The organism is Nostoc sp. JL23 (assembly GCF_017115065.1).
GTDB classification, from domain to species: domain Bacteria; phylum Cyanobacteriota; class Cyanobacteriia; order Cyanobacteriales; family Nostocaceae; genus Nostoc; species Nostoc punctiforme_A.
Map to the genome: position 1 here is coordinate 101,567 of NZ_JABXKN010000059.1, position 22,498 is coordinate 124,064.

17 protein-coding genes are annotated in these 22,498 nt (G+C 42.5%); 9 read left to right on the forward strand and 8 right to left on the reverse strand.

Annotated elements, in window-relative coordinates; genetic code table 11:
* The first annotated feature begins 177 nt into the window (after window positions 1-177).
* The 4 genes from HWQ42_RS12185 to HWQ42_RS12200 all read left to right on the forward strand — a co-directional run bounded on the left by HWQ42_RS12185 (window position 178) and on the right by HWQ42_RS12200 (window position 5,680).
* On the forward strand, window positions 178-1,947 hold the full coding sequence (locus HWQ42_RS12185) for a WD40 repeat domain-containing protein (RefSeq protein WP_292812282.1): 1,770 nt from the start codon (window positions 178-180) through the stop codon (window positions 1,945-1,947).
* Between the two features lie 1,028 nt (window positions 1,948-2,975).
* Window positions 2,976-3,968, forward strand: a complete 993-nt coding sequence (locus HWQ42_RS12190) for a hypothetical protein (protein ID WP_292812285.1) — start codon at window positions 2,976-2,978, stop codon at window positions 3,966-3,968.
* Between the two features lie 284 nt (window positions 3,969-4,252).
* A complete protein-coding gene (locus HWQ42_RS12195) occupies window positions 4,253-4,444 on the forward strand; it encodes a hypothetical protein (RefSeq protein ID WP_094351187.1) in 192 nt (63 codons plus the stop codon).
* Window positions 4,445-4,534: 90 nt separating this feature from the next.
* Entirely contained in the window at window positions 4,535-5,680 is a 1,146-nt protein-coding gene (locus tag HWQ42_RS12200; protein WP_292739255.1) for an AI-2E family transporter, read from the forward strand.
* A 324-nt stretch (window positions 5,681-6,004) separates the two neighbouring features.
* On the opposite strand, the gene HWQ42_RS12205 is transcribed toward HWQ42_RS12200, so the two are convergent.
* A complete protein-coding gene (locus HWQ42_RS12205; protein ID WP_292812289.1) occupies window positions 6,005-6,895 on the reverse strand; it encodes a DUF4231 domain-containing protein in 891 nt (296 codons plus the stop codon).
* Between the two features lie 422 nt (window positions 6,896-7,317).
* Here HWQ42_RS12205 and HWQ42_RS12210 point away from each other — a divergent pair, with 422 nt between their 5' ends.
* The gene (locus tag HWQ42_RS12210) at window positions 7,318-8,487 is read left to right on the forward strand and encodes a homocysteine biosynthesis protein (RefSeq protein ID WP_094351489.1); all 1,170 of its coding nucleotides are present in this window, start codon (window positions 7,318-7,320) and stop codon (window positions 8,485-8,487) included.
* Window positions 8,488-8,577: 90 nt separating this feature from the next.
* Here HWQ42_RS12210 and HWQ42_RS12215 read toward each other — a convergent pair whose 3' ends face one another.
* On the reverse strand, window positions 8,578-9,603 hold the full coding sequence (locus tag HWQ42_RS12215) for a hypothetical protein (protein WP_292812292.1): 1,026 nt from the start codon (window positions 9,601-9,603) through the stop codon (window positions 8,578-8,580).
* 378 nt (window positions 9,604-9,981) lie between these two features.
* Between HWQ42_RS12215 and HWQ42_RS12220 the strand changes: the two genes are divergently transcribed.
* Window positions 9,982-10,875: a tetratricopeptide repeat protein gene (locus HWQ42_RS12220; RefSeq protein WP_292739262.1), complete on the forward strand. Its 894-nt coding sequence runs from the start codon at window positions 9,982-9,984 to the stop codon at window positions 10,873-10,875.
* A 95-nt stretch (window positions 10,876-10,970) separates the two neighbouring features.
* Here HWQ42_RS12220 and HWQ42_RS12225 read toward each other — a convergent pair whose 3' ends face one another.
* From HWQ42_RS12225 to HWQ42_RS12240, 4 genes are all read right to left on the reverse strand, one after another.
* Window positions 10,971-11,588, reverse strand: a complete 618-nt coding sequence (locus tag HWQ42_RS12225; protein ID WP_292812294.1) for a TMEM165/GDT1 family protein — start codon at window positions 11,586-11,588, stop codon at window positions 10,971-10,973.
* 310 nt (window positions 11,589-11,898) lie between these two features.
* Window positions 11,899-12,351, reverse strand: a complete 453-nt coding sequence (locus HWQ42_RS12230) for a DUF29 domain-containing protein (protein WP_292812297.1) — start codon at window positions 12,349-12,351, stop codon at window positions 11,899-11,901.
* A gap of 238 nt (window positions 12,352-12,589) precedes the next feature.
* A complete protein-coding gene (locus HWQ42_RS12235; protein ID WP_292739268.1) occupies window positions 12,590-13,549 on the reverse strand; it encodes a protochlorophyllide reductase in 960 nt (319 codons plus the stop codon).
* A gap of 227 nt (window positions 13,550-13,776) precedes the next feature.
* Complete coding sequence (locus HWQ42_RS12240; protein ID WP_292739270.1) at window positions 13,777-14,652, reverse strand: MBL fold metallo-hydrolase; 876 nt, start codon at window positions 14,650-14,652, stop codon at window positions 13,777-13,779.
* Between the two features lie 303 nt (window positions 14,653-14,955).
* Here HWQ42_RS12240 and HWQ42_RS12245 point away from each other — a divergent pair, with 303 nt between their 5' ends.
* On the forward strand, window positions 14,956-18,495 hold the full coding sequence (locus tag HWQ42_RS12245) for a GAF domain-containing protein (protein ID WP_292812299.1): 3,540 nt from the start codon (window positions 14,956-14,958) through the stop codon (window positions 18,493-18,495).
* A gap of 66 nt (window positions 18,496-18,561) precedes the next feature.
* Window positions 18,562-18,762 carry a response regulator gene (locus HWQ42_RS12250; RefSeq protein WP_334811893.1) on the forward strand — a complete coding sequence of 67 codons (201 nt, stop codon included), beginning with the start codon at window positions 18,562-18,564 and terminating at the stop codon, window positions 18,760-18,762.
* A 21-nt stretch (window positions 18,763-18,783) separates the two neighbouring features.
* On the opposite strand, the gene HWQ42_RS12255 is transcribed toward HWQ42_RS12250, so the two are convergent.
* Together HWQ42_RS12255 and HWQ42_RS12260 are read right to left on the reverse strand one after the other, a co-directional pair.
* Entirely contained in the window at window positions 18,784-19,740 is a 957-nt protein-coding gene (locus HWQ42_RS12255) for a heme o synthase (protein WP_292739274.1), read from the reverse strand.
* A 241-nt stretch (window positions 19,741-19,981) separates the two neighbouring features.
* Window positions 19,982-20,896, reverse strand: a complete 915-nt coding sequence (locus HWQ42_RS12260; RefSeq protein ID WP_292812302.1) for a heme A synthase — start codon at window positions 20,894-20,896, stop codon at window positions 19,982-19,984.
* A gap of 404 nt (window positions 20,897-21,300) precedes the next feature.
* Here HWQ42_RS12260 and HWQ42_RS12265 point away from each other — a divergent pair, with 404 nt between their 5' ends.
* A complete protein-coding gene (locus tag HWQ42_RS12265; protein WP_292739277.1) occupies window positions 21,301-22,383 on the forward strand; it encodes a cytochrome c oxidase subunit II in 1,083 nt (360 codons plus the stop codon).
* Window positions 22,384-22,498: the final 115 nt, after the last annotated feature.

Here is a 22,498-nt window from a genome sequence, read left to right on the forward strand (position 1 = left end):
GCATCAGTTCATGAAATGTCTAAGTGCTATCCATCTATCTCTTTCCCGGAAACATTTGTTAATGGCTGTGTTTTATTAGACTGTTAATATTACTGAATTTTTAATTAACTAAGGTTATAAACTTGAGTAATTGCATTTGTATAGCTTACCGTAGGTATGCAATAGTTTGCCGCAGGAATGCAGATGGATTGGATTAGCTTACTCAAAGCTCAACAAATTGACTTCCTTCAACGTGTGAAAAAACCTAAAACTTATGACTTATCTTTGCTGGAAAGTCAAGTTAAAGGTTGTCACACTGAAGTTATGGCCTTTTGGGGCGAGCCATTGGCTAGACTCCAAGAACTTTCTCGCCAACAAGCAGAAGTTCTCGCCAAAAATCCGCCGCCGACGCCGCCGGAATATCCTGAGCCTCCTGACTGGACGATACCTTTTCCCAAATACTTCCAACAACAAGCCCAAGATTATCTTTTCCGGGAGCATATTGTTGACAGGGTAATAACTGAACGCTTGGGCAAGTTAGTAAAAAAGGTGTCACAAGATACTTTGCAAAACATGATTTTAGATGATGAGGGAAATTTGGGTGGCGAAAGTAAATTTCCTTATATACTCAAAGATCATCCTCAGCTCAGTGTTCAAGTTTACGTTGCTGATGGAGAAAGTTTTAATGGTATTAAGAAAGACAAAATTAGGTGGTCGGTTACTCAAGAAGATTTAAAAAATCACCAAGTATTAATTTTTCTCTGTTTATTTTATCCATCTACAGGTAATTTAGGTTACGAGAAACAAAGTATCATAACAGGCTTTTTACCTACAAATCAACTTGAATTTAGCGAACCAAAACTCTATGTCACTCCGAGTAATTTGTTATATGCAGGGGGGTTAAGTTGGTATTTAGAATCACTGATGGGTAAAAAAGACACGTCGCCAGTAATTAATGAGAGAGCGATCGCAGATACAATACAGACTCTACCATCAGAACATTGTCTCAAGGCTATAGTCGGTGACTGGGAATGCTGGCAGACTTTGCAAGGACACACCAGAGGGATTAATTGCCTAGCTTTCAGTTCCGGGTGTAATAATGGCAAAGCCTTACCCATTTTGGCAAGTGGTAGTCGTGGAGAGACGAAACTCTGGGATTTAAGCAAGGGCGAATTAATAGAGACATTATCAGAATATCCTTGGGTAATATCTGGGCTGGTGGATGAAGTGAATTCCCTAGCTTTTAGTTCCGATGGACAGACTTTAGTAAGTTGCGGTGCAGATTCGACAATTAAGCTTTGGCACGTAGGCGCTTTAGACTTGATAGATATTTTGCACAAACACAATGGGGTAGTGCGGTGTGCTGCCTTCACCCCAGATGGCAGAATGTTAGCGACAGGCGGAGATGACAGAAAAATTCTGTTTTGGGATTTGATGCAACGTCAGGTAGCGATCGCACTTTCTTTAGATGATACAGCAGCTCATTCCCTAGTTTTAAGTCGAGATGGCGAAACTCTAGTTACAGGTAGCTACCGTAAAATCAAAGTTTGGCGCACCTCACCCCAAACGGGAATCAAAAGTTTAAAAGATGCACAACCACTGCATACCCTCATGGGTCATTCTCACATCGTTTGTTCTTTAGCGATCAGTGCAGATGCTAGACTGCTGGTGAGTGGTAGCTGGGATCAAACGATTAAAGTTTGGCAATTAGAGACTGGAGAATTACTTCATACCCTTAAAGGACATAGAGATAGAGTCTATGCGATCGCTTTAAGTCCTGATGAACAAATTATCGCCAGCGGTAGTGCTGATAAAACCATTAAGTTGTGGCATTTACAAACCGGGGAATTGCTGGGTACATTTACAGGTCATGGTAATATAGTCACAGCATTAGCCTTCACAGCTTCCGGTGAAATGTTAGTCAGCGGCAGTTTGGATAAGACAATTAAAATTTGGCAACGCAGTTAATCGTAGTTGGTAATTCATCCTCCCACTTTCTCCGTAGCTTGCTTCTTTACAGGATTACAATGACTCGCTAACGTAATTCGTAATTGTGGAGTCTTTAAGACTCGTAGACAACAAACTTTAAAAACTCTCTTGCTCAAACCTTGTTCAAGCTGGAGACAACAGTTAATGAGCAAAAATCTAGTTTATATTTTTATCTTAAAAGAAAATAATCAATATTTGATTATAACAATTTAAATAAAGTGGGAAAGTTGGGAAAAATAAGATAAATTTTCAAGGGTATTGCTTTTCTATTTCAATTTATGTAGCTTGAGAACAAGCAACTACCATTCAGAAAAAGCGTGTAGTGGCAATAATTCTAGCTGTGAATTTACTCTAACAGCAGCTACTCGTCGTTTAGGCAAAATCAAAAAATCAAAACTTTTATTTTCTGAGCTTTCGACCTCTCATTAGATTGTAGGTTGATTTTTGTATATGAATAATATTATTCAGGGCAAACAATATATAGTAGCTAGAGCTTGGAATATAATTATTTTGACTTTTGACTTACGTTGTGATGTACTAGATTCTGGCAGTAATTTGAATATCTATCAAGTTAATAGATGTAATATAGCAGTCCTAAATCATTCGTGAAAATTATATCTCTCTTTCTTCTTTCTTTCCTTTGTATCCTTGGCGTCCTTGGCGGTTCGTTTCCTAATCTATATTTTTCACAACTCAAATAGGATTGCTATATAAATCAATTTTCTACATTTAATTTTAGGGTTGGATCAATATAAAATCCGATATCTGTGTTGCTTTTTGCTGCACACATCTCTTTTTTTTTAACCTATCTATACATTTAAAATGTTGTTTTAAAGGCAATCAATCAGGTCTGTTTAAAAAGCTATAAATAAAATTTAGACTATACTTTACGGACACTTTACAGAGAATTTAAGCTTGATTAATATTAGTAGATATCTATCCTTTGGCGTGTAAGTTACAATTCAACTAGAAAGCTAAAGCTTAATTACTGTTAATTAATAAAAATAATGTTTATTTTACAACGTGGCATTATCACCTATGCTTATGGAGCATCTTATTATCTAGAAATGGCAAAGTCATTAGCACGTTCTCTACGTCTTCATTCCCCAAATGTTCCGCGTGCGATTGTTACTGACAAGGAAAATGATAAAGATTTACTAGAACTTTATGATTACGTTATAAACATTAGACATGAATACGGTTCCAACGTAAAACAAAAGCTTCACCTTTTTGATTATTCTCCATTTGAATATACACTTTGTATTGATAGTGATTGTATAGCAGTGAGGGACATTAACTTTATTTTTGATGATTTTAAAGGCAGAAGTTTTAGTGTGGCAGGTAATGTATATCTTCAAGCAGGCGATAAAGATACATTTATTGATGTAGATGACACACTCAAGCGATTTAATCTGACAAAATTACCTAGATTTAATGGAGGCCTTTATTATTTTGAAAAAAACGATACTGCTAAGGCTTTTTTTGCAACAGCACTAGAATTGGCAAAGGATTGGAAAAATTTAGGTATTAGTGAATTTCGTGGTGATGGCCCTAATGATGAACGTATTTTTGGTCTAGCTATGATGCTACACAATCAAAGTATGTTTGAAGATAATGGTCAGATGATGCGAACACCTATCGGTCTTCGTGGTTCTTTTAATATAGATGCTATTAAAGGTAAATCTACTTTTCAAAAATACAATCAGGTGGTGTCTCCTGCTCTTGTACACTTTGCCTGCGTCTGGGGAGAGCATCCCGTATATTATCGTGAAGTAGCAAAGTTAAAAAACCTAGATAAAGGTTCAGTTAAGCCGGTCAATTCTAATATATTTTCCGCAATTGAATATAAGTTTGGCTATCAGATTGCTTTATTAAGATATATAGCTAAACGTGTACCTAAAAATTATAAATATATTCAAGCTAGAGTGAAAAAACTTTTGATACAATTGCCTGAGCTGATTAAAACTAAATATAGAATTGAGCCAGTTCGGAACAAATAAAGTTTGGTAAAACTCTGCATTCCTTTGTGCTGAAATTCAATTACTCAAAGGCTGCTTTAGTTACTTTCTGTATAGCTTTAATAGTGTATAATGTGCTGTCTGAGGTTCAGGCAGCACTAACAAAGTGTAATAGCGATCGCGTCTCGCATCCTTCGCTCCTGACAGGTAATAGAAATTATATTTTTGTGAAAACTACAAGGATTGTATCTGTGGGTTTATTCTAGAAACTACACGGTACAACGCAAATTTGTATGTACCACAAAAATCTGTATTGCCGTACTTGTATGGAAAATCAACTAGGATTAATTCTGAAACTGCTTTTACTCTCGGCTTTGTTATCGGTATTGATTAAGTATGCAGGGCCAAGTCTATCAATTCCAGCGACAGCAACCAACGCGCTGATTATAGTATTCTTGCCGATTGCGATCGTAGCGATCGCTCTACTATGGCGATTTCAAGCACAAAAACAAAATTAACTCAAACCATTTACGCACAAGTTCCTAAAATCAGCTAACCTAGCTTAATTACAAGAAAATTGCATCTCGCCAACCGTTGGGAGTTAGCCTGTGAACCTCGGTCAATGGATCGGCTTAATCGCCATACTTCTTTCTTTATACATCTTGTGGCAAATTCGGGAAGTACTTTTGCTCATGTTTGCCGCAGTTGTGTTAGCCACCACCTTAAATCGGCTAGCGAAACGCTTTCAAAGCTTTGGGATGAGGCGCGGATTCGCCGTCCTCCTAGCAGTAGCTATCTTTTTCGCAGGTGTCGTGGGTTTTTTCTGGCTAATTGTGCCGCCATTTGCCCAGCAGTTTCAAGAACTAACCTATCAAGTTCCTAGAGGGTTTGGACGCTTTAATAGTTGGCTTGATGCCCTGAGAACTCGTATTCCTGACCAGTTAGTTCCTTACATTCCAGATATTAATAGTCTCATCCAACAAGTACAGCCCTTCGCCAATCGGCTACTGGGAAACTCCTTTGCCTTTGTATCTGGCTCTTTGGAAGTTGTCCTCAAGATTTTGCTAGTGTTGGTTTTAACAGGGATGCTCTTAGCTGACCCCGTGGCTTACCGCAAAGTATTTGTGCGGCTTTTCCCTTCATTTTATCGGCGGCGGGTAGATGGGATTTTAGATAAATGTGAAGTCTCATTGGAGGGATGGATTACAGGTGCTTTCATTGCCATCTTTGTAGTGGGAGTCATGAGTCTCATTGGCTTATCAATTTTGCATGTAAAGGCAGCACTTGCTTTAGCGGTTTTAGCGGGATTTTTTAACTTGATTCCCAATCTGGGACCAACAATGAGTGTAATCCCAGCAATGGCGATCGCTTTCTTGGATGAACCTTGGAAAGCGATCGCTGTCTTGATTCTCTACTTTATCATTCAACAGGTTGAGAGTAATTTCATCACACCCGTTGTCATGGCGCATCAAGTATCATTGCTGCCAGCCATAACCTTAATTGCCCAGCTCTTTTTCGTAACGTTCTTTGGCTTTTTAGGATTATTCCTAGCACTACCTTTAACTGTTGTTGCTAAGATTTGGTTGCAAGAGGTGTTAATTAAAGATGTTTTGGATGAATGGGGGAATAACAATAGAAAAGAGACTGAGTTTGTAATAGTTTCTGAATCTCCTGGAACAGATGATAATTGGACGGCAGAAAATCCAGATATAAATGAGAATCCCTCGATTGATGATGATATTTTGAAAAAATAAGATTAGTCACTCGGCTTTCAATACGGTTCGCTTAAGGTTTTTTGATGAAAATTCTAGCTCACAAAGATGTGATAAATCGCCGTCAAAGCGAAAGACTGATTATTGTAGAGACGGCGATTCATCGCGTCTATTGACTTAACTCCATGACACGAGTTATATGAAGTCTTAGAAATTTGGAAGCGATTGGGATAATGAGTGCTGGAGTGAAAAAACAATAAGATTCACAACTTTTTTTAGAAGTCGGGAATCTCATACTTTTGAGTCAGTCTGAATAAATCCTATTTAAAAGAATAACCATGAGCATGGACAAAATTAGCTGATTAGCTATTGTTTTTTCTGGTTTGTTACTTCTGCTTCTGATTTGTTTGACTCATTAGATGAAGTTGATTCTGTCTTCTCTGATTGCGTGTCACTAGTTTGTTGCAATTGGTTTAGATGAATATTGTTCACTTGAACAATAAAATATTCTAATGCCTGACTTGCCTTTTGTTGCTGTTGGATTTCGTCAGAGACATCATAGCAACGATAAGGCGGAGTCACGCCCAATATAAATTTCTCTTGTTCCGCTTCTAATAATTCAACGGCTGTATTAGCAGCAAGCGAATTCTTCTGAAAAGGAAAAGAGGTAACTATACTAGCAATTATAGAAGCAATAGCTGGGCAAAGCACAGGGAGCCACTTCAGCCAAGCTTGTCCTGCTTCTAATTTGTCTACCAGAACTAAAATCGGTGTGACTCCTGATAAAATCACTGTCGCAATTTGCAAACTATAGTAAAGGTTCCTTGATACACCCCTAATTCTTTTATAATCGTCAATCAAGTCTTGGCTGTATTGTAAAGCCTTCCCTCTTGTCAGAGTCAGCGTATCTTTATTCCAGGAATTAGAATTTGTTAATAAATAACTATAGAGTTCAGCTTTTTTGGTGAGTTCAGACTTATAAGCGGCTTGCTTATAGTTCTGAAATACTTGTCTATTGATGAGCAACAAAAAAAATAGAAAAGTTAGAGATACTGCTCCAGAAATTACAACTGTTTTATCATCTGAAAGAAAAATAATAAAGAGTCCGGCAGAGATAAAAGCTGCAAGTAATAAATACTCTATTACCTTCAAGTTAAACAACTTTTTTTCATCTGATGGAGAGGATAAATTTTCAATACTATCGGAAATCTTACTTTGGTTTCTTTGCTCAAGATTAGTTAATTCAGAAGTAGTCATTGCCTCTTACTCAATTCGTTATCGGGTGAAATGTTTCTTTCGATTGACGTAAAATTATTTAAGTCCAGTAAATCCACCTAATCCTAACTAACCATACATACATTTGATTGATAATGCAAGACTTTTTTATAGTAATTTTACGTAGAGGCAAAAATTTTTTGGATATAGGTAGCTTATTTACCCCAAAAAATATATCATTTGGACTTTGCAATACTTGAATTGTTTTTTGAAATTTTATCCTTATTCGGGGTGTTAAGCTGTCGTGCAGAGATTGGCAATAACTATTTCGAGATGAAATTATACAAGAGTCTCGATAATCTGCGTTCACAAGGAGCAATGAAAATTTCTTTTCCCTAGTAGAAACGCGATTAATCCCGTCTCTCCCCATTCCCCATTCACCAGGAAGCGCAAGCACTTATAAGATGCGAACAATTGCAGAAATTAACGAGAAAATTAAGCGTCAACGTGCGGTGGTATTGACAACTGAAGAATTAAAAGCACGAGTTGTAGAAATCGGTGTTACTAAAGCTGCTAAAGAAGTCGATGTAATTACCACTGGTACTTTTGAGCCTATGGAATCAAGTGGTGCAATTATCAATCTGGGACATACTGACCCGCCGATAAAAATTCGCCGCTGTTGGTTAGATGGTGTGCCAGCATACTCTGGTTTTGGGGCAGTAGATTTATATTTAGGTGCGAGTTGCGCTGTGGAGACGACGGACGGGGAAGAAGTGCGAGAACGTGGTGGCGGTCATGTAATCGAAGATTTGATCGCTGGTAAATCTATACACGTGAAAGCCCAAGGACAAGTAACAGATTGTTACCCCAGAGCAAATTTTGAAACTACAATTACCAGTGACACAATTAATCAGTTTTATTTATTCAATCCGCGCAATCTTTATCAAAATTTTATTGTTGGTGTAAATGGTGGCGATCGCCCCCTCTTCACCTATCTCGGTCCTTTACAACCGCGTCTGGGGAATGCTGTTTATTCTAACCCCGGTGCGATTTCACCCTTACTCAACGACCCTGATTTGCAACTCGTTGGTATAGGTACTCGAATTTTTTTAGGCGGCGGTATTGGCTATGTCGCTTGGGAAGGCACTCAGCACTTCCCCTTACAAAAACGTTTAGCTAATCGTACACCGATTGGGCCTTCTGCCACTTTAGCTTTAATTGGTGATGCCAAGCAAATGGATGCTCATTGGGTGCGAGGGTGTTATTTCAAAAGTTATGGCCCCTCATTAATGTTAGGGGTTGGTGTACCACTACCTGTATTAAATGAACAAGTAATTGAACACTGCGCCGTCCAAGATCAAGACTTAGTAGCCCCAATAGTGGATTTTTCCATTCCTCGGCGCGTCCGTCCCACCTTTGGTTTGGTGAGTTACGCCCAACTCAAATCTGGGCGGATCACCATAGAGGGCAAAGCAGTACGCTCTGCCCCCTTAGCGAGTTTGTTTTTTTCTAGGCAAGTCGCCCTAGAGTTGAAAAAGTGGATCGAAGCAGGTACGTTTACCCTTACAGAACCAGTTTCTCCAATTCCGATGGAGCGATCTTTTCTACCCCAAGACCGTCGGACGGATTTTTGATTGGAGCAGGGGAGCACAGGAGCAGAGGAGCAGTAAATCTTTCCCCTCTGCACCTCTGCTTTTTTTGCCCCATGCCCAATGCCCCATTCCCTACTCTTGAGTCGGTTTCGGTCGCTTGATGGGTTTAGGAGCGGGTGTTCTTGGTATAGGTTTTGACACCACTGAAGTGTCGCCGCCTGTACTTGTTTTCTTGATGGGACGAGGGGTTTCGCCAGTGCGTCTCGGGGGGAATGGTTTTCTACCACCAGCACCACCAATGCCAGCACGAGGCCCACCTTTAAATGGTGGTTTGCGTTTTTTGGGTAAATCAGCGATCGCCTCAGCTTTTTCTACTACCAAAACGTCTGCTTCCCGTTTGGCTTGGAAGTCCCAGAATTTGCCCACTGCTTTGGTAGTTAGCACACCCCTCAATTTCAACTTAAAATACTTGGGTTTGTCAGTTGATTTGCGTGGAGCCTGCCTAATTTTGACTACCAAGCTTTTAGCATCAAAAGATTGGTATACTACTTCACCACGAACAGAAAAACCACCATCTGCAACTTCTGATGAAGGTCTGGGGGCAGTTGTATTTAGTTCAGAGTTCTCGGATAAGCCATCATCGAGTGTCTCTAACTCTTGCAACTCAAAATCCGATTCGTCCTCATCTGTTGAGTTTTTAGCCAGATTTTCTGGCTCCCAAACTCCGACGATTTGGATGTGCAAGGTGTCATTTTCTTGTCTAGTACGTGGATATACTACCCACAAGTGTTCTTTTTCTAAGTCTAGATGATTCTTGACTAAGCTCATAATCCGGCCTAGGAGGACGGCATTGAGTTCTACACCATCTGGGGTCAGCAGCGTACCTTGAGTAAATTGTTCGCTGCTAGCATGATAGCGACCTCGGACTAAGCCGATCGCTCGATACTGCATCGGTTCACTGGGAGGCGGAATCGGTTGCTGGCGATTAATCAAGTTCCCATTCGAGTCAGTCTCGCTGGGGTTGACAGGCAAATTGTCAACTTCTTTAGAGGAATGGGCTGCTATATGAACATTAGCGGCTGCCTCTATGTTAGTTGGGCCCTGGTTAGAGGCAGAAGAATTGGAAGATTCAGGCAACGGCATCAGGTCGGAATTCATAAAAACTCCTTGCGGCGGAGACACATCCCATTGTGGGATTTTACAAAGGCAGCTGGAAAGAGCATTTGTGCGACTGATGAAAGTATATTGGCTTTTCACAAAATCACACTAGGGTACTCTATACAATCCTAAAGGCGCTAAATTTAATGTATAAACACTAAATGTCTAATTTAGCGGCTTTACACTAGTTTCGGAAGCATATCATAGCTACAATTCTGACGGCTCCTCCTAAAGTCATCACTTACTTTAGCAGTGTGGATAGTTAATTGTTATAAAATTCACAGGCAATTGGCGGTATTCCGCAAAGTTTTGGAAATTTTTAACTTTACGATTTGTGTAAATGATAATGTCATTAAAATTTAGGAGAAAGACAAAACCGTGTCTCAACCGCGCAATCGTTGGATAGTTCAAGTCGTCTTAGCGGTGGCAATTCTTGCTTTTGTGGGTGTTTCGGTGATTCCCATAATTGGAGCATTTAATAATACGCCACCCTCAAGTCAGAATACTGCTAGCACCAGAGGCAGTTTGTCCTCCGCTGACCAAAAATCAAAACTGGAAGACGAAGCACGGGGTTATGAACAGGTTTTGCAACGGGAACCAGAAAATCAGACTGCGCTTAAGGGTTTATTACAGGCACGGCTGCAATTACTGAGTCAAAAAGATAAAAGTGAGGTTAAACCAGCTGATATCCAAGTTGTCATTGAACCCCTAGAAAAGCTAGCAAAGCTGAATCCCGAACAGTCAGAATATTCAGTGTTACTAGCTCAAGCCAAACAGCAAATTGGCGATCGCGAAGGAGCCGCTCAAGCTTATCGTTCGATTTTGTCCAGCAAACCGGGCGATTTGAAGGCTTTGCAAGGAATGGTGGCTCTATTGATCAGTCAGCAACGCCCCGAAGCAGCCATTGGTTTGTTGCAAGAAACCCTATCTAATGCAGCCCAAGCAAATACAATTCAGCCTGGAAGTGTAGATATAGTAGCCGTGCAGGTGCTGTTAGGTTCTGTTCATGCTTCCCAGAAACGTTACGCTCAAGCTAGCTCTGTATATGACCAGGCAATTAAGAAAGATCCCAAGGATTTTCGCCCCGTCGTGGCAAAAGCGATGCTCCTGAAACAACAGGGCAAAGACGCAGATGCAAAACCTTTATTTGATAGTGCCGCAGCTTTAGCACCTGCTAAGTACAGAGACGAAATTAAGAAGGCAGGAACGGTTTCTCCCATTCCTAAATCTGCTTCATCTCCCGCATCTTCATTGGGAAATACTCCCAAGTAATGGGCATTGGGAAAGAGAAAGCAGGAAGCAGAAGTTCTTTAATTTTTAATTTTTAATTTTTAATTTTTAATTGATTTCTCCCCTGCTTCTTCCCCTCACGCTCCTTCAATGGCAGCAACAATACCAAAGACTAAAAATAGGCATCCACCAATAAAGGTGAGTTGACGCTCAGAAATGCGTCCGGCAATCATTTTGCCGCCGATAACTGCGATCGCAGCACAAATAGAATGTCCTAAAATCGCACCTATTGTCACTCCAATGGGGTTATTACCTGCTGCTAGGGCAATAGTGGCAATTTGGGTGCGATCGCCCCACTCTGCCATAAATGTCAACACAAAGGCTTCTATGACAATTGCCAACCCAGTTTTTTGCTTTGGTAACTGCAAATCTGCTTGTTTCACCGCAGCTTCAGCTTCTTCCACAACTTCTGTATCACAAGCGGCGGACATCTTACTAGCGTCATACAACAGCTTGATACCGAAGGCAATAAATAAAGCTATTTCGGCGTAATGAATATAAACTTTTGGCAACAAAGATACCGCTTGTCCAAATATCACCGAAAGGATTGTCATCGCGGCTAAAGCAGCTGTCACACCGATAAATACCAGCCGCCGCGGGTGGTGCATTGCCAAAATTACAGCAATAAAAAATGTTTTATCGCCTAGTTCTGAAACTGTAATTAGTAATAAACCTGCGGTAAAAGCTGTTAACACTCTCTCAAGCTCCTGAAGAATCGTTTACCGATGTGAAGCTTGATGAGAGCCAAAAGACCTCACCAAGTTTACACTTTTCGGTGTGAACTTAGTGAAGGTCTCGCTTTCAAATATTAGTTACTTGCCATCTGAACCAGGCTCATCGCCAGTATGTTGATTCAGATGTACTGGCTTTCAAGTTTTTTGCCAGCAGCTACTCCCCTTCTATGCGTTCACGATTATACATATTTTCTATGTATTAAGTCAAGAGAGTAGGCAATATAGAGGTATAACTGTAGAGTGAAGCGGTACATACAGACCGATTCAGGGCTTACTGAGGTAAAAATTCATCATCTGTGATTTCTGCTAGCTGGTATGGACAGTTCAGAGGAAAGGATTCTATTGACAAGCCAGTTTCAGCTTTTGCTTGCTTAACCGCTTGTGTGTAACACTCAGCAAAAACTATCTCAAGATAGGATTTGAGACTAGGTGAATCATCTAGAGCTTCTTTGACACGTCTACGATGTTCAATTATGCTTCCTTCCCAGCTACCGCTTCTTTTGTCGGGCTGAAATTGCCATTTGAGCAAATGCATCAGAATTACAATCAGATTACTCTTGAAACTTCGGCGCTCACTCCTTCCCATATCAGCAATTTCTTCAATTAGGTTCTCCCACTCAACGTTTGCGTAATCCTGACTTTGCAATTTTTCTACAGTCGTTTCTATCCATTGCAAGTAATCAGTCTCATATAGGGTTTGGGAATGTGCCTTTAGGGAAGACATAGCAGTTTCCATCAGAAATCTTTAGATAATATCTCACATATCTTTACAATTAACATCGGTGCGTTAAAGTCTAACGCACCCTACGGCCTAAAGTAATTGCCAATTGTCTATAACTTTACTAAAGTCAGAGGTGACGTAATAATCACCTCAAGCATTACTTACCTGCACAATAATGCCAATTCATTCCAAAAAATGAATTTATGAATCATGCACAAGGGTAACGCCACCTCCTGTTCTGTCATGCAAGTCCAACTAACTTGGCGCTTAGTTCCCACATACGATCGCCTTTGTCGTCATCACGGGCTTGAGGAGAGACTTTTTGCACAAAAGACTTGCCATCTTTCTTCTGGCGATTTCCCCAACTCCAATAAATACCGGATTGATTATACTCAGGATCGGCAACCACAGCAGCAACCCGTTCTCCCGCTAACTCCTGAGACACATATCCCCCAGTAATATACTTCTGGAATAAGGGGAAGATTTTCTGAAACAGGGGATAGTGGTTTCTAAATAGCGGCGTTTCTGCAACACATCCCGGATAAAGAGAATTGAAGACAATACCGGTTGACTGGTGATAGCGATCGTGCAGTTCCCGCATAGTCAGCACGTTGCAAACCTTGCTGTCTTTGTAAGCTTTGACTGGTTCAAATTTCTTGCCATCAATCATCGATATTGGCTCTTTAAACCCTTCTGCAAAGCCTTGCAAATCGCCTAAGTCGGGACGTGGTGGAATCTTTCCACCCAGTTCGTCTGGATTGTGGGTGACTGTTCCTAAAATTACTAGCCTTGGCTCTAAAGATGATTTCTTCAAATCCTCTATCATCAGGTTGCACAATAGGAAATGACCCAGATGATTGGTAGTGACAGTTAACTCGTAACCTTCGGGACTGCGTAAAGGCTCTTTGATTAAGGGCATATAAATTGCAGCGTTGCACACCAAAGCGTCTAAAGACTTTCCAGTAGCTCGGAAGTTCTTCACGAAGTGTCGGACACTTTCCAAGGAGCCAAGGTCAATATGTATGCTGGTATAACTGTTGTAGGGGATTTCCACAGCTTGAGCAGCTTTTTGTGCCTTTGCTAAATCCCGACATGCCAGTACTACATACCATCCTTTATCAGCAAGAGCTTTTGCAGCATACAAACCCACCCCCGAAGAGGCACCCGTAATTACAACCGTTGGCTTCTGATGTTGTTCCATTGTGTTCGCACTCCATTGACTGTCTCTAGGATCTCATACCAGTGAGCCATGATTGTCATTAGCTTTTTCAAGGCTGCATTAGAGGATGTTTGAAAAGTCCTATTGTCGGTATCAAAAGTTTTAGATCCTTCTAAATCACCCTTAAAAAGGGAGAATCACGTGAAAAGTAGAGGCGCAAAGCCTTGCGCCCCTACTGCGTGGTCTTATACCTGAAAATAGCTGTAATGTCAATCCAAAGATTCCATAAGCTCAATACACTTGTGCATCTGCTGGCGCATGGTTTCCCGATCGGCATGAAACCTTCGCCCATGACCTGGTAGTACCCATTCAAAAGAGTAATTAGCCAAATTACGCATTGATTTAGTCTGTTCTGACCAAGAATACCAGCAAGCACCGTGGAATGCAGTCAGTTGGTGCAAGCTTTCTGACCAAGCGAGATGATCGCCAGTGAACAGAAACTTATTTTTATAAAGTAAAACTGTGTGTCCTTTGGTATGACCGGGAACTGGGATAATTAATAAATCCTCAGTCAAAGTAAATGCTTCAGAACCAGTTAGCTGTATTTCTACATTGCGCGTATCGGCAGTAATATCATCAATGTGGAGGATGCGATCGCACTGAAAATGCTCGGCAAACTTTTGATGATCTGCCACATCATCCTTATGAGTTAAGTACATGTAACGAATCGGCCCCAGTTCTTCTAAGCGCTTGACTAAAGGCGGCGTAAACCGGGGAGAATCCACCAAAATATTACCTTCTGGAAGTTGAATTAAATAGCTAGCAGCACCGTAAGATTTTTCCGAATGATAACCACAGTGGTAAATATTTTCCACTACTAATATTGGAAAACTTTGTTGAGCATCTTTGATATCTTTTGGTTTTTCAACTGTGCCGATAGAACTAGTAGGACAAGCTAAAAGTGCTTCCAGGGCTGCTAATCTTTCTGCATCATTGGTTGGTTGATGATAAACCGCCGACTGTTCATCAACACGAGAAAACACTTCAGGAGTCATCCAGCGACAGGTATCACAATCAATACAGGTAGTATCTACATAAAAATCGCCGTTGACATTTTGGGAGCGACGCTGATTTAAATGAGCCATATTAATCCTTTTGCTTCCAACCCCTTACTGGGGAGCGAGAAATCCTATCCTATGTCACTACGCTAGCAAAATTGATTTGAGATTGTAGACATAACTAAAAGTAAATCTGTTCAAAGATATAAAAACTCTTGAAACGATTTTTTATTACAAGTGAGAAATCCGGGTTCAGTGGCTTCAATGGGTCGAATTATGCTCCAAGTGAGCTTCCTATCTCCTTTAACTATTGGTTGATTTTAGGAATTGGTATAGCTTATGAGTTGCTAATGGGAACAATCAAGAATAAACCCCTTTGCCAATACATAAATGTTTAACCGTCTCAACCCATCAGAACTGAAATCTGCGCTCGTCCGTCATCCCCTGATAGTTAAAGCGGATACGACGGTGATGGACGCGATCGCTCAAATGAGTGGTGTGCGGACTCTTTGTGAGACAACTAAAACTGTGGATGGGCAAATGGATGAGCTTTATTTGGAAGCACGATCAAGCTGCGTATTAGTAGTAGAAGACGATAAATTACTAGGTATCTTCACGGAACGGGATGTGGTGTGGCTATCTGCCCAGCAGTGTTGTTTAGAGAATTTGACAATTCGGGAGGTGATAACCCATCCAGTCGTCAGCCTGCACGAGTCTGATTTTACCGATTTATTTTTTGCTGTTAATTTGCTCCAACAGTATCGCATTCGCCACTTACCGATCCTGGACGATCGGGATCGGGTAGTGGGGCTGCTAACTAATGAAAGTCTGAGGCAGTCCTCTCGCCCCGTGGATCTGTTGCGGTTGCGACTGGTGTTTGAAGTGATGACGAGTGAGGTGATTTGTGCTACGCCAAATAGTTCCATGCTGGCGATCGCTCAACTGATGGCAAAACACCGCCTTAGTTCCATCATGATTGTACAACCAGGTGGTAGCCAAACTGAACCTCTGCAAATTCCTGTGGGAATTATCACCGAGCGCGATATTGTGCAATTTCAGGCATTGAGCTTGAACTTAAAAACTTGTTTAGCAGAGGCGGTAATGAGTACGCCGATTTTTGCCGTGAAACCTGACGATTCGCTGTGGGTGGTGCAGCAGATTATGGAACAACGCTTAATCCGCAGGTTGGCGGTGACGGGGAAACAGGGTGAACTATTGGGAATTGTCACTAAGGCTAATTTGCTACAAGCCCTCAACCCGTTGGAGCTATACAAGTTGGCGGAGGTGTTGGAAAAAAAGTCAGTGCGGTTAGAGGCAGAGAAAATCGAACTCTTAGAAATCCGCAACGTTGAACTAGAACAACAAATTGAAGCCCGAATGACGCTCTTAATAGCTAAAGCCGAACGGGAGAGATTGGTGCTAGCGATCGCCTTACAAATCCGCTCATCCCTGAGTCTACAAACTATTTTGGATAGTACCGTCATAGAGGTGCGGCAATTGTTGGGCTGCGATCGCGTCAATATTTGGCAGTTTGAAGCAGATTGGCAAACCATCGCCGTTGCCGAGTCCACTGATTCTTCACTGTCACTGATAGGTCAGCGCGTTAGTGATAACTGTTCAAAACAAGGCTACACTGAAATTTACCGCCAGGGGCGGATTCGCATCGTGTCGGATATCTACAAGGCCAAAATCTCAGACTGTCACCGAGATATGCTGATTGCCCTCCAGACGCGAGCCAAAATTTTAGTGCCGCTCTTTTGCGGTGATGAACTATGGGGTTTGCTCAATGTCACCGAAAGTCAGCACCCCCGCGATTGGGAACCGGAAGAAGTCGAACTGCTGCAAGCCTTATCAGTGCAATTGGCGATCGCCCTTCAGCAAGCCACTACCCACGGAAAATTGCAGGAGCAACTAAGCGAGCGCCAGCAAGCGGAAAATCGACTGCGGGAAAGCGAACAGCGTTATATTATTCTCAATCAAGAACTAGAAGCTAAAGTCGCAGAACGCACAACTAAACTCCAAGAACGAGAGGCGCAACTTCAGTCTGAACTGTTGGTACGGCAGAAAACCGAAGCGAGGATTGCCCTGCAACTGCGGCGACAGCAAACTTTAGGGGCGATCATCCAAAAAATTCGCGAGTCCTTAGATATTAACGAGATCCTGGCAACAGTGACTCAGCAGGTTAAAGATGTACTGCACAGCGATCGCGTCATCGTCTTCCGGCTTTGTGCTGACGGTAGAAGTCAAATTGTCCAAGAATCCGTATCTGGTGAGTTCCCCGCCCTCAAAGACCAGCACTGGGGCAATGAAATGTGGTCTCAAGAAATCCACGATTGCTACTGGCAGGGTAAGCCCCGCATCGTTCCTGATGTGACGAATGATATCTGGGCAAAGCGCCTAGTAGAATTCTCCCGCGAAAGTCAAATCCAGTCCAAAATTGTCGCACCGATCTTACAAGACGTGCGAGGCAGCGAAAATCATCGCTGGGTTGCCCCTTGCGTAACTAACAAGCTCTGGGGGGTTTTGGTTGTCCATGCTTGTCAAGAAAAACGAGTCTGGAAAGACTCTGAAGCGCAACTTTTGCAACAAATTGCCAACCAGTTGGCGATCGCCATTCAGCAAGCGAGTCTGTTTGAGCAATTACAACAAGAACTCGCCGAACGACAACAGGCGGAAGCAAAGCTCACTGACAGCAATCAACAATTGGCAGTTTCTAACCAAGAACTCGCTCGTGCCACTCGCCTCAAAGATGAATTCCTGGCCAACATGAGCCACGAACTCCGCACCCCCCTAAACGCTATTTTAGGCATGACCGAAGGGCTACAAGAGGAAGTCTTTGGTGTTGTCACCGAGCAACAACTCAAAGCTTTACGAACCATTGAGCGCAGCGGCTCTCATTTGCTGGAATTGATTACCGACATCCTTGATGTGGCAAAAATTGAAGCCGGAAAAATCGAACTGGACTATGCCTCAATCTCAGTGGCTCGTCTGTGCCAATCCAGCTTGGTGTTTATTAAACAGCAGGCATTGCAAAAACGGATTCAGCTTGAAATCAAACTTCAGACAAATCTACCTGAACTGCTCGTGGATGAACGCCGTATTCGGCAAGTGTTAATTAACCTGCTCAACAATGCAGTCAAATTCACTCCAGAGAGGGGGCGCATTACCTTAGAAGTTACCCAACTTTTCCTAGACATCTCAACTACCGATTTAAAAGAGCAACATTTCTTGCACTTTGCTGTCACCGATACGGGCATTGGCATCTCGCCAGAGAATATCAAGAACCTATTTCAGCCCTTTGTGCAAATCGATAGCGCCTTAAATCGTCAATATGCAGGTACAGGCTTGGGACTGGCATTAGTGAAGCGAATTGTCGAACTTCACGGCGGTAGCGTAGGGCTAACTAGTGAACTAAGTGTGGGCAGTTGCTTCACCATCGATCTCCCCTATACTCCCAGTTTTGGCGTTTCACCAGAAATTACCGCAGACGATCAACCAGCCGTTACTCTAGAATGGGACTCTCCAAGCACTGATGAATCAGCAAGCCTTACCCCCCTAATCTTGCTAGCAGAAGATAACGAAGCCAATATCAGTACAGTTTCTAGCTACCTCAAAGCCAAGGGCTATCGCATTGTGTTGGCACAGAATGGTCAAGAAGCCATCGACGTTGCTAAAACTCGCCACCCTGACTTAATTTTGATGGATATTCAAATGCCAGGAATGGACGGTTTAGAGGCGATGAGACAGATTCGCCTCGATTCTAACTTGGTTGATATTCCGATTGTGGCGCTCACAGCGTTGGCGATGACGGGCGATCGCGATCGCTGTTTAAAAGCAGGAGCTAACGACTACCTGAGTAAACCCATAAAGCTTAAGCAACTGGCCATCAACATCCAACAACTTTTGAATGCAACCAAGGATGACAAATAAATCAGCCCTCTATTTTAGTCGTTGACGATCAACCCGATAAGTTTGATGTCATTAAAACAATTTTAAGTGAGCAAAATTATCTGCTGCACTATGCTGTCAGTGGTGAAGAGGCGATCGCATCTCTCAACCGTATTTCAGCCAGATGTAATTTTGCTAGATGTGATGATGCCGGGAACCGATGGCATAGAAGTGTGTCAGCAAATCAAAGCCATACCAAAGTTGCTACTTAATATTCTTACCTCTCTCCTAAAAGGAGAGAGGCTTTGATTTTTGCTCTTCAACGCAGTATTAGCCGATTAAGAAATGCAACTGATTGATCGCTGCACTAATTAGATTATGGGTGACAGGAAGACTATCCACGACCATCCCCAAACACAATAGCATCATGTAGGAGATGGAATAAAGAAACAACTCTTTAGCTACAGCGCGATCCTCTGGGTTGTGCAATAAGCGCCAAGATTTGTGGATAAATAATCCTCCCAGACTTACAGCGATCGCAGCATAAAGAATTCCACTTGCGCCCAAGGGATAAACTAATAACACGGTTGCAATTACTGTTAACAGCGTGTAATACCAAATCTGCTTTACAGTTGCCGTAGTACCTTCAATCACAGGTAACATTGGTATCCCAACTTTTGCGTAGTCATCTTTAATCATCAGAGCTAGTGCCCAGAAATGGGGTGGTGTCCATAAAAAGACGATGGCAAAAATCAGCCATGCTGACCAGCTTAATGTCCCTGTGACAGCAGCCCAACCCACTAAAGCCGGAATTGCCCCAGCCGCACCACCAACAACGATATTCTGAGGGGTGTGGCGTTTTAGCCAGTGGGTATAGACCAAAATATAAAAGACGATGCCAGAGAAAGCTAGCAGCGCGGCTAACAGGTTGGCAAATACTGCCAAGAGTGTAAAAGAAATCGTTGCTAGTGCGATCGCAAAAATTAGAGCATCGCGTGGCTGCACCTTACCGGAAGGCATCGGACGATGACGCGTCCGCTCCATGTCATAATCAATATCCCGGTCATAGATACAGTTAATCGTCTGGGCGCTTGCAGCAGCCAAAGTGCCACCAGTGAGAGTTACTAGCAACAGCAATGGGTCTACTTCTCCCTTAGCAGCAATCCACATACTTCCAGCCGTGGTAATCAAAAGCAACGGAATAATCCGAGGTTTGGTTAGCTGGTAATAACTTTGAACTACCTGGAAAAATGTTTCGTGGTGGCGAGAGACATTAGTCTCAATCATTTTGGCTCTGGTTCCTTATTTTTCAACAACTTATATACAGCCCCCGCTCAAGCTGGCTCTTTCAGGCAAATGAAAACACAGATTTTCTGCACCTGCGTGGGTCGCATCATCAGTGCTGAGTGACGCGATTAATTGCCTCTGTACTGGGGAGTGGGGGAGATCAGAGAGATGAGGGAGCAGGGGGAGAAGAATTAATAACCAATCACCAATGCCCAATGCCCAATGCCCCATGCCCCATTCCCTACTCAGCACTCACTGAGTCACGTAGTGATAAAACTGTGAAAGCCACCAAAGTACCCAGCAAAGTAGCTCCTATAGCTTGGTGAGAGACTGTGAGAGGCTCGACTTGGAGGTGTAATTTGAAAGTGGCGAATCCCAACAAGATTTGTAAGATTAACAACGCACCAGCCATATTTGCCAGTCGCCGCAAGGCTGGATGTAGTGCTGGTGTCCGCCAACAGATAAATACCATAGCCAAGGTTGCCACTGTTGGCGGCACCAAACCAGCAATATGGCTGTACATCACAGTACAAAGTTGAGAACCGCCGAGGCATTGGTGTAGCGCCCAGCGAGAGCCTACCAAAGCACCTAGCAGACTTTGTAAGTAAACCAGAACAGCGGCAGTTAAACTGACCCAAGGCAGCTTACCAACGGTTCCATTACCCTGATAGGGTATGAGTGCTGTGCCGATAATCAGGAGGGTGGTAAAAAACAACAGCGCCGTTCCTAAATGGGCGGTAACGATATCAAACCGCAACAATTCGGTAACGGTGAGTCCCCCTAAAATACCTTGGAAGACGATTAGAAATAGGGCGAATGTAGATGCCCAAGGCAGCCAAGAGGGTAAGAAACGACGACGCCACCAGGACAAACCGAAAAGTGCGATCGCGCTTAAACCAATTAAAGCCGCATCCAATCTGTGAAACCACTCCAAAAATACTTGGAGATTCATTTGCTTGGCTGGCACGAGTTCGCCATAGCATAAGGGCCAGTCTGGGCAAGCAAGCCCTGCATTCATGACGCGGGTGGCACTGCCTATGGCCATCAAAATTAAGGTGGCTATGCACATTTTCCACACCAAGCGCCGAATCATTTCCTTCGGCTTTTGCTGCTCAACTGCCGCTTCATTTTGTTGTTGTAGGACAAATTCGCTCATGAACGATACCTTCTGCCCGCTCTTGGTGGCTCTCTTAAAATTTTCAATTTTCTTTTAGTGTCCCATCTCCACCCTAGCGTATAGGCTATGGGTTTATAGATTAGCACTCACTTATACTTTGAATCACTCCAGCAAAGTTTTGTCTGAAGCTTTAGGTATTTTTCAAGATGTCAAAAATTGATTAATCACAATTAATTTAAGCATTCTAAATTTTTTCTTAAATTTTTTCACTAGTTTGCATCTATTTTTGGCGTTGTATGATAGTAAACTCATACTCAAAATTACTAAAATAACCAAAAAAATTAATAAAAATTTCAGACCTTTGTTCCCCATGTCTGACAGCCTAGACTACCTTAGTAAGTGAGTAGCTTCGAGATAACATAGTAAATTCAATTAAGTAAGCCGTGAAGATTCCAAGTTCCATCTGGACATTACTCATTGGCATCGTGCTAACGCTAGCCAGCCTCTGGTACGGTCAAAATCACGGTCTGTTGCCAGCAGCCGCCACTGATGAAGCCGTCTTGGTGGATGGTCTGTTCAACGCGATGATGATCGTTTCTACAGGGATATTTCTGCTCGTTGAAGGTATTTTAATTTACTCTGCATTTAGATATCGTCAGCGTGCAGGTGACAATAAAGACGGCCCACCAGTTGAAGGTAATATACCTCTAGAAATTCTCTGGACAGCGATCCCAGCAATTATCGTTATCGGTATTTCTGTTTACAGCTTTGATGTCTACAACGAAATCGGTGGCTTTGATCCCCATGCTATCCATGAAGCACCGATGAGTCAGGAGTCAATGGCAATGCCTGGAACCGCGATCGCTGCAACTTTAAGCGATACACCTCCTGGCACTGAACCCAACCTCAATCAAGAAAAATCTGATGAGGCAATGCAAGATCCAGCTACGGCAGAAGTCCGCAATGCTGACCAAATTCCCCAACTGCGGAATGCCCCAGGTGTAGGTATTGTTGCTCCGACAATTGGGGGAACTCCTGATAAAGCAGGTAAACCAGCAGAATTACAAGTCAACGTCACAGGTCTACAATATGCCTGGATTTTCACCTATCCTGAAACTGGTATAACTACAGGTGAAATGCACGTTCCTATTGGGCGAGAAGTGGAAATCAGTATGACAGCTAACGATGTCATCCACGCTTTCTGGGTGCCAGAATTCCGCCTAAAACAAGATGCGATCCCCGGTAGGCAAAGCGAGATTCGCTTCACCCCCAAAAAAGCAGGAGATTATGTCCTAATCTGTGCTGAACTTTGTGGCCCCTACCACGGTGCGATGAGAGCGCCAGTAGTTGTTGAGCCACAAGAAGCCTTTGATAAATGGATGCAAGAACAGCTAGTTGCCAGCAAAGAAACGCTAAATCAAGCGATCGCTGTTAATCCTACCGATTTATCCCCAAATGAATTTCTTGCGCCTTACACCAAGGACATGGGAATTAAGCCAGAAATCCTTCATCAAGTTCACCATTAATCATTGGTCATTGGTCATTAGTCATTAGTCATTGGTCTAAATAAATGACAAATGACATAGACGCTTCTGCGGCTTCCCGCAGGGTAGGACAACTGACAAAGGACAAATGACAAAA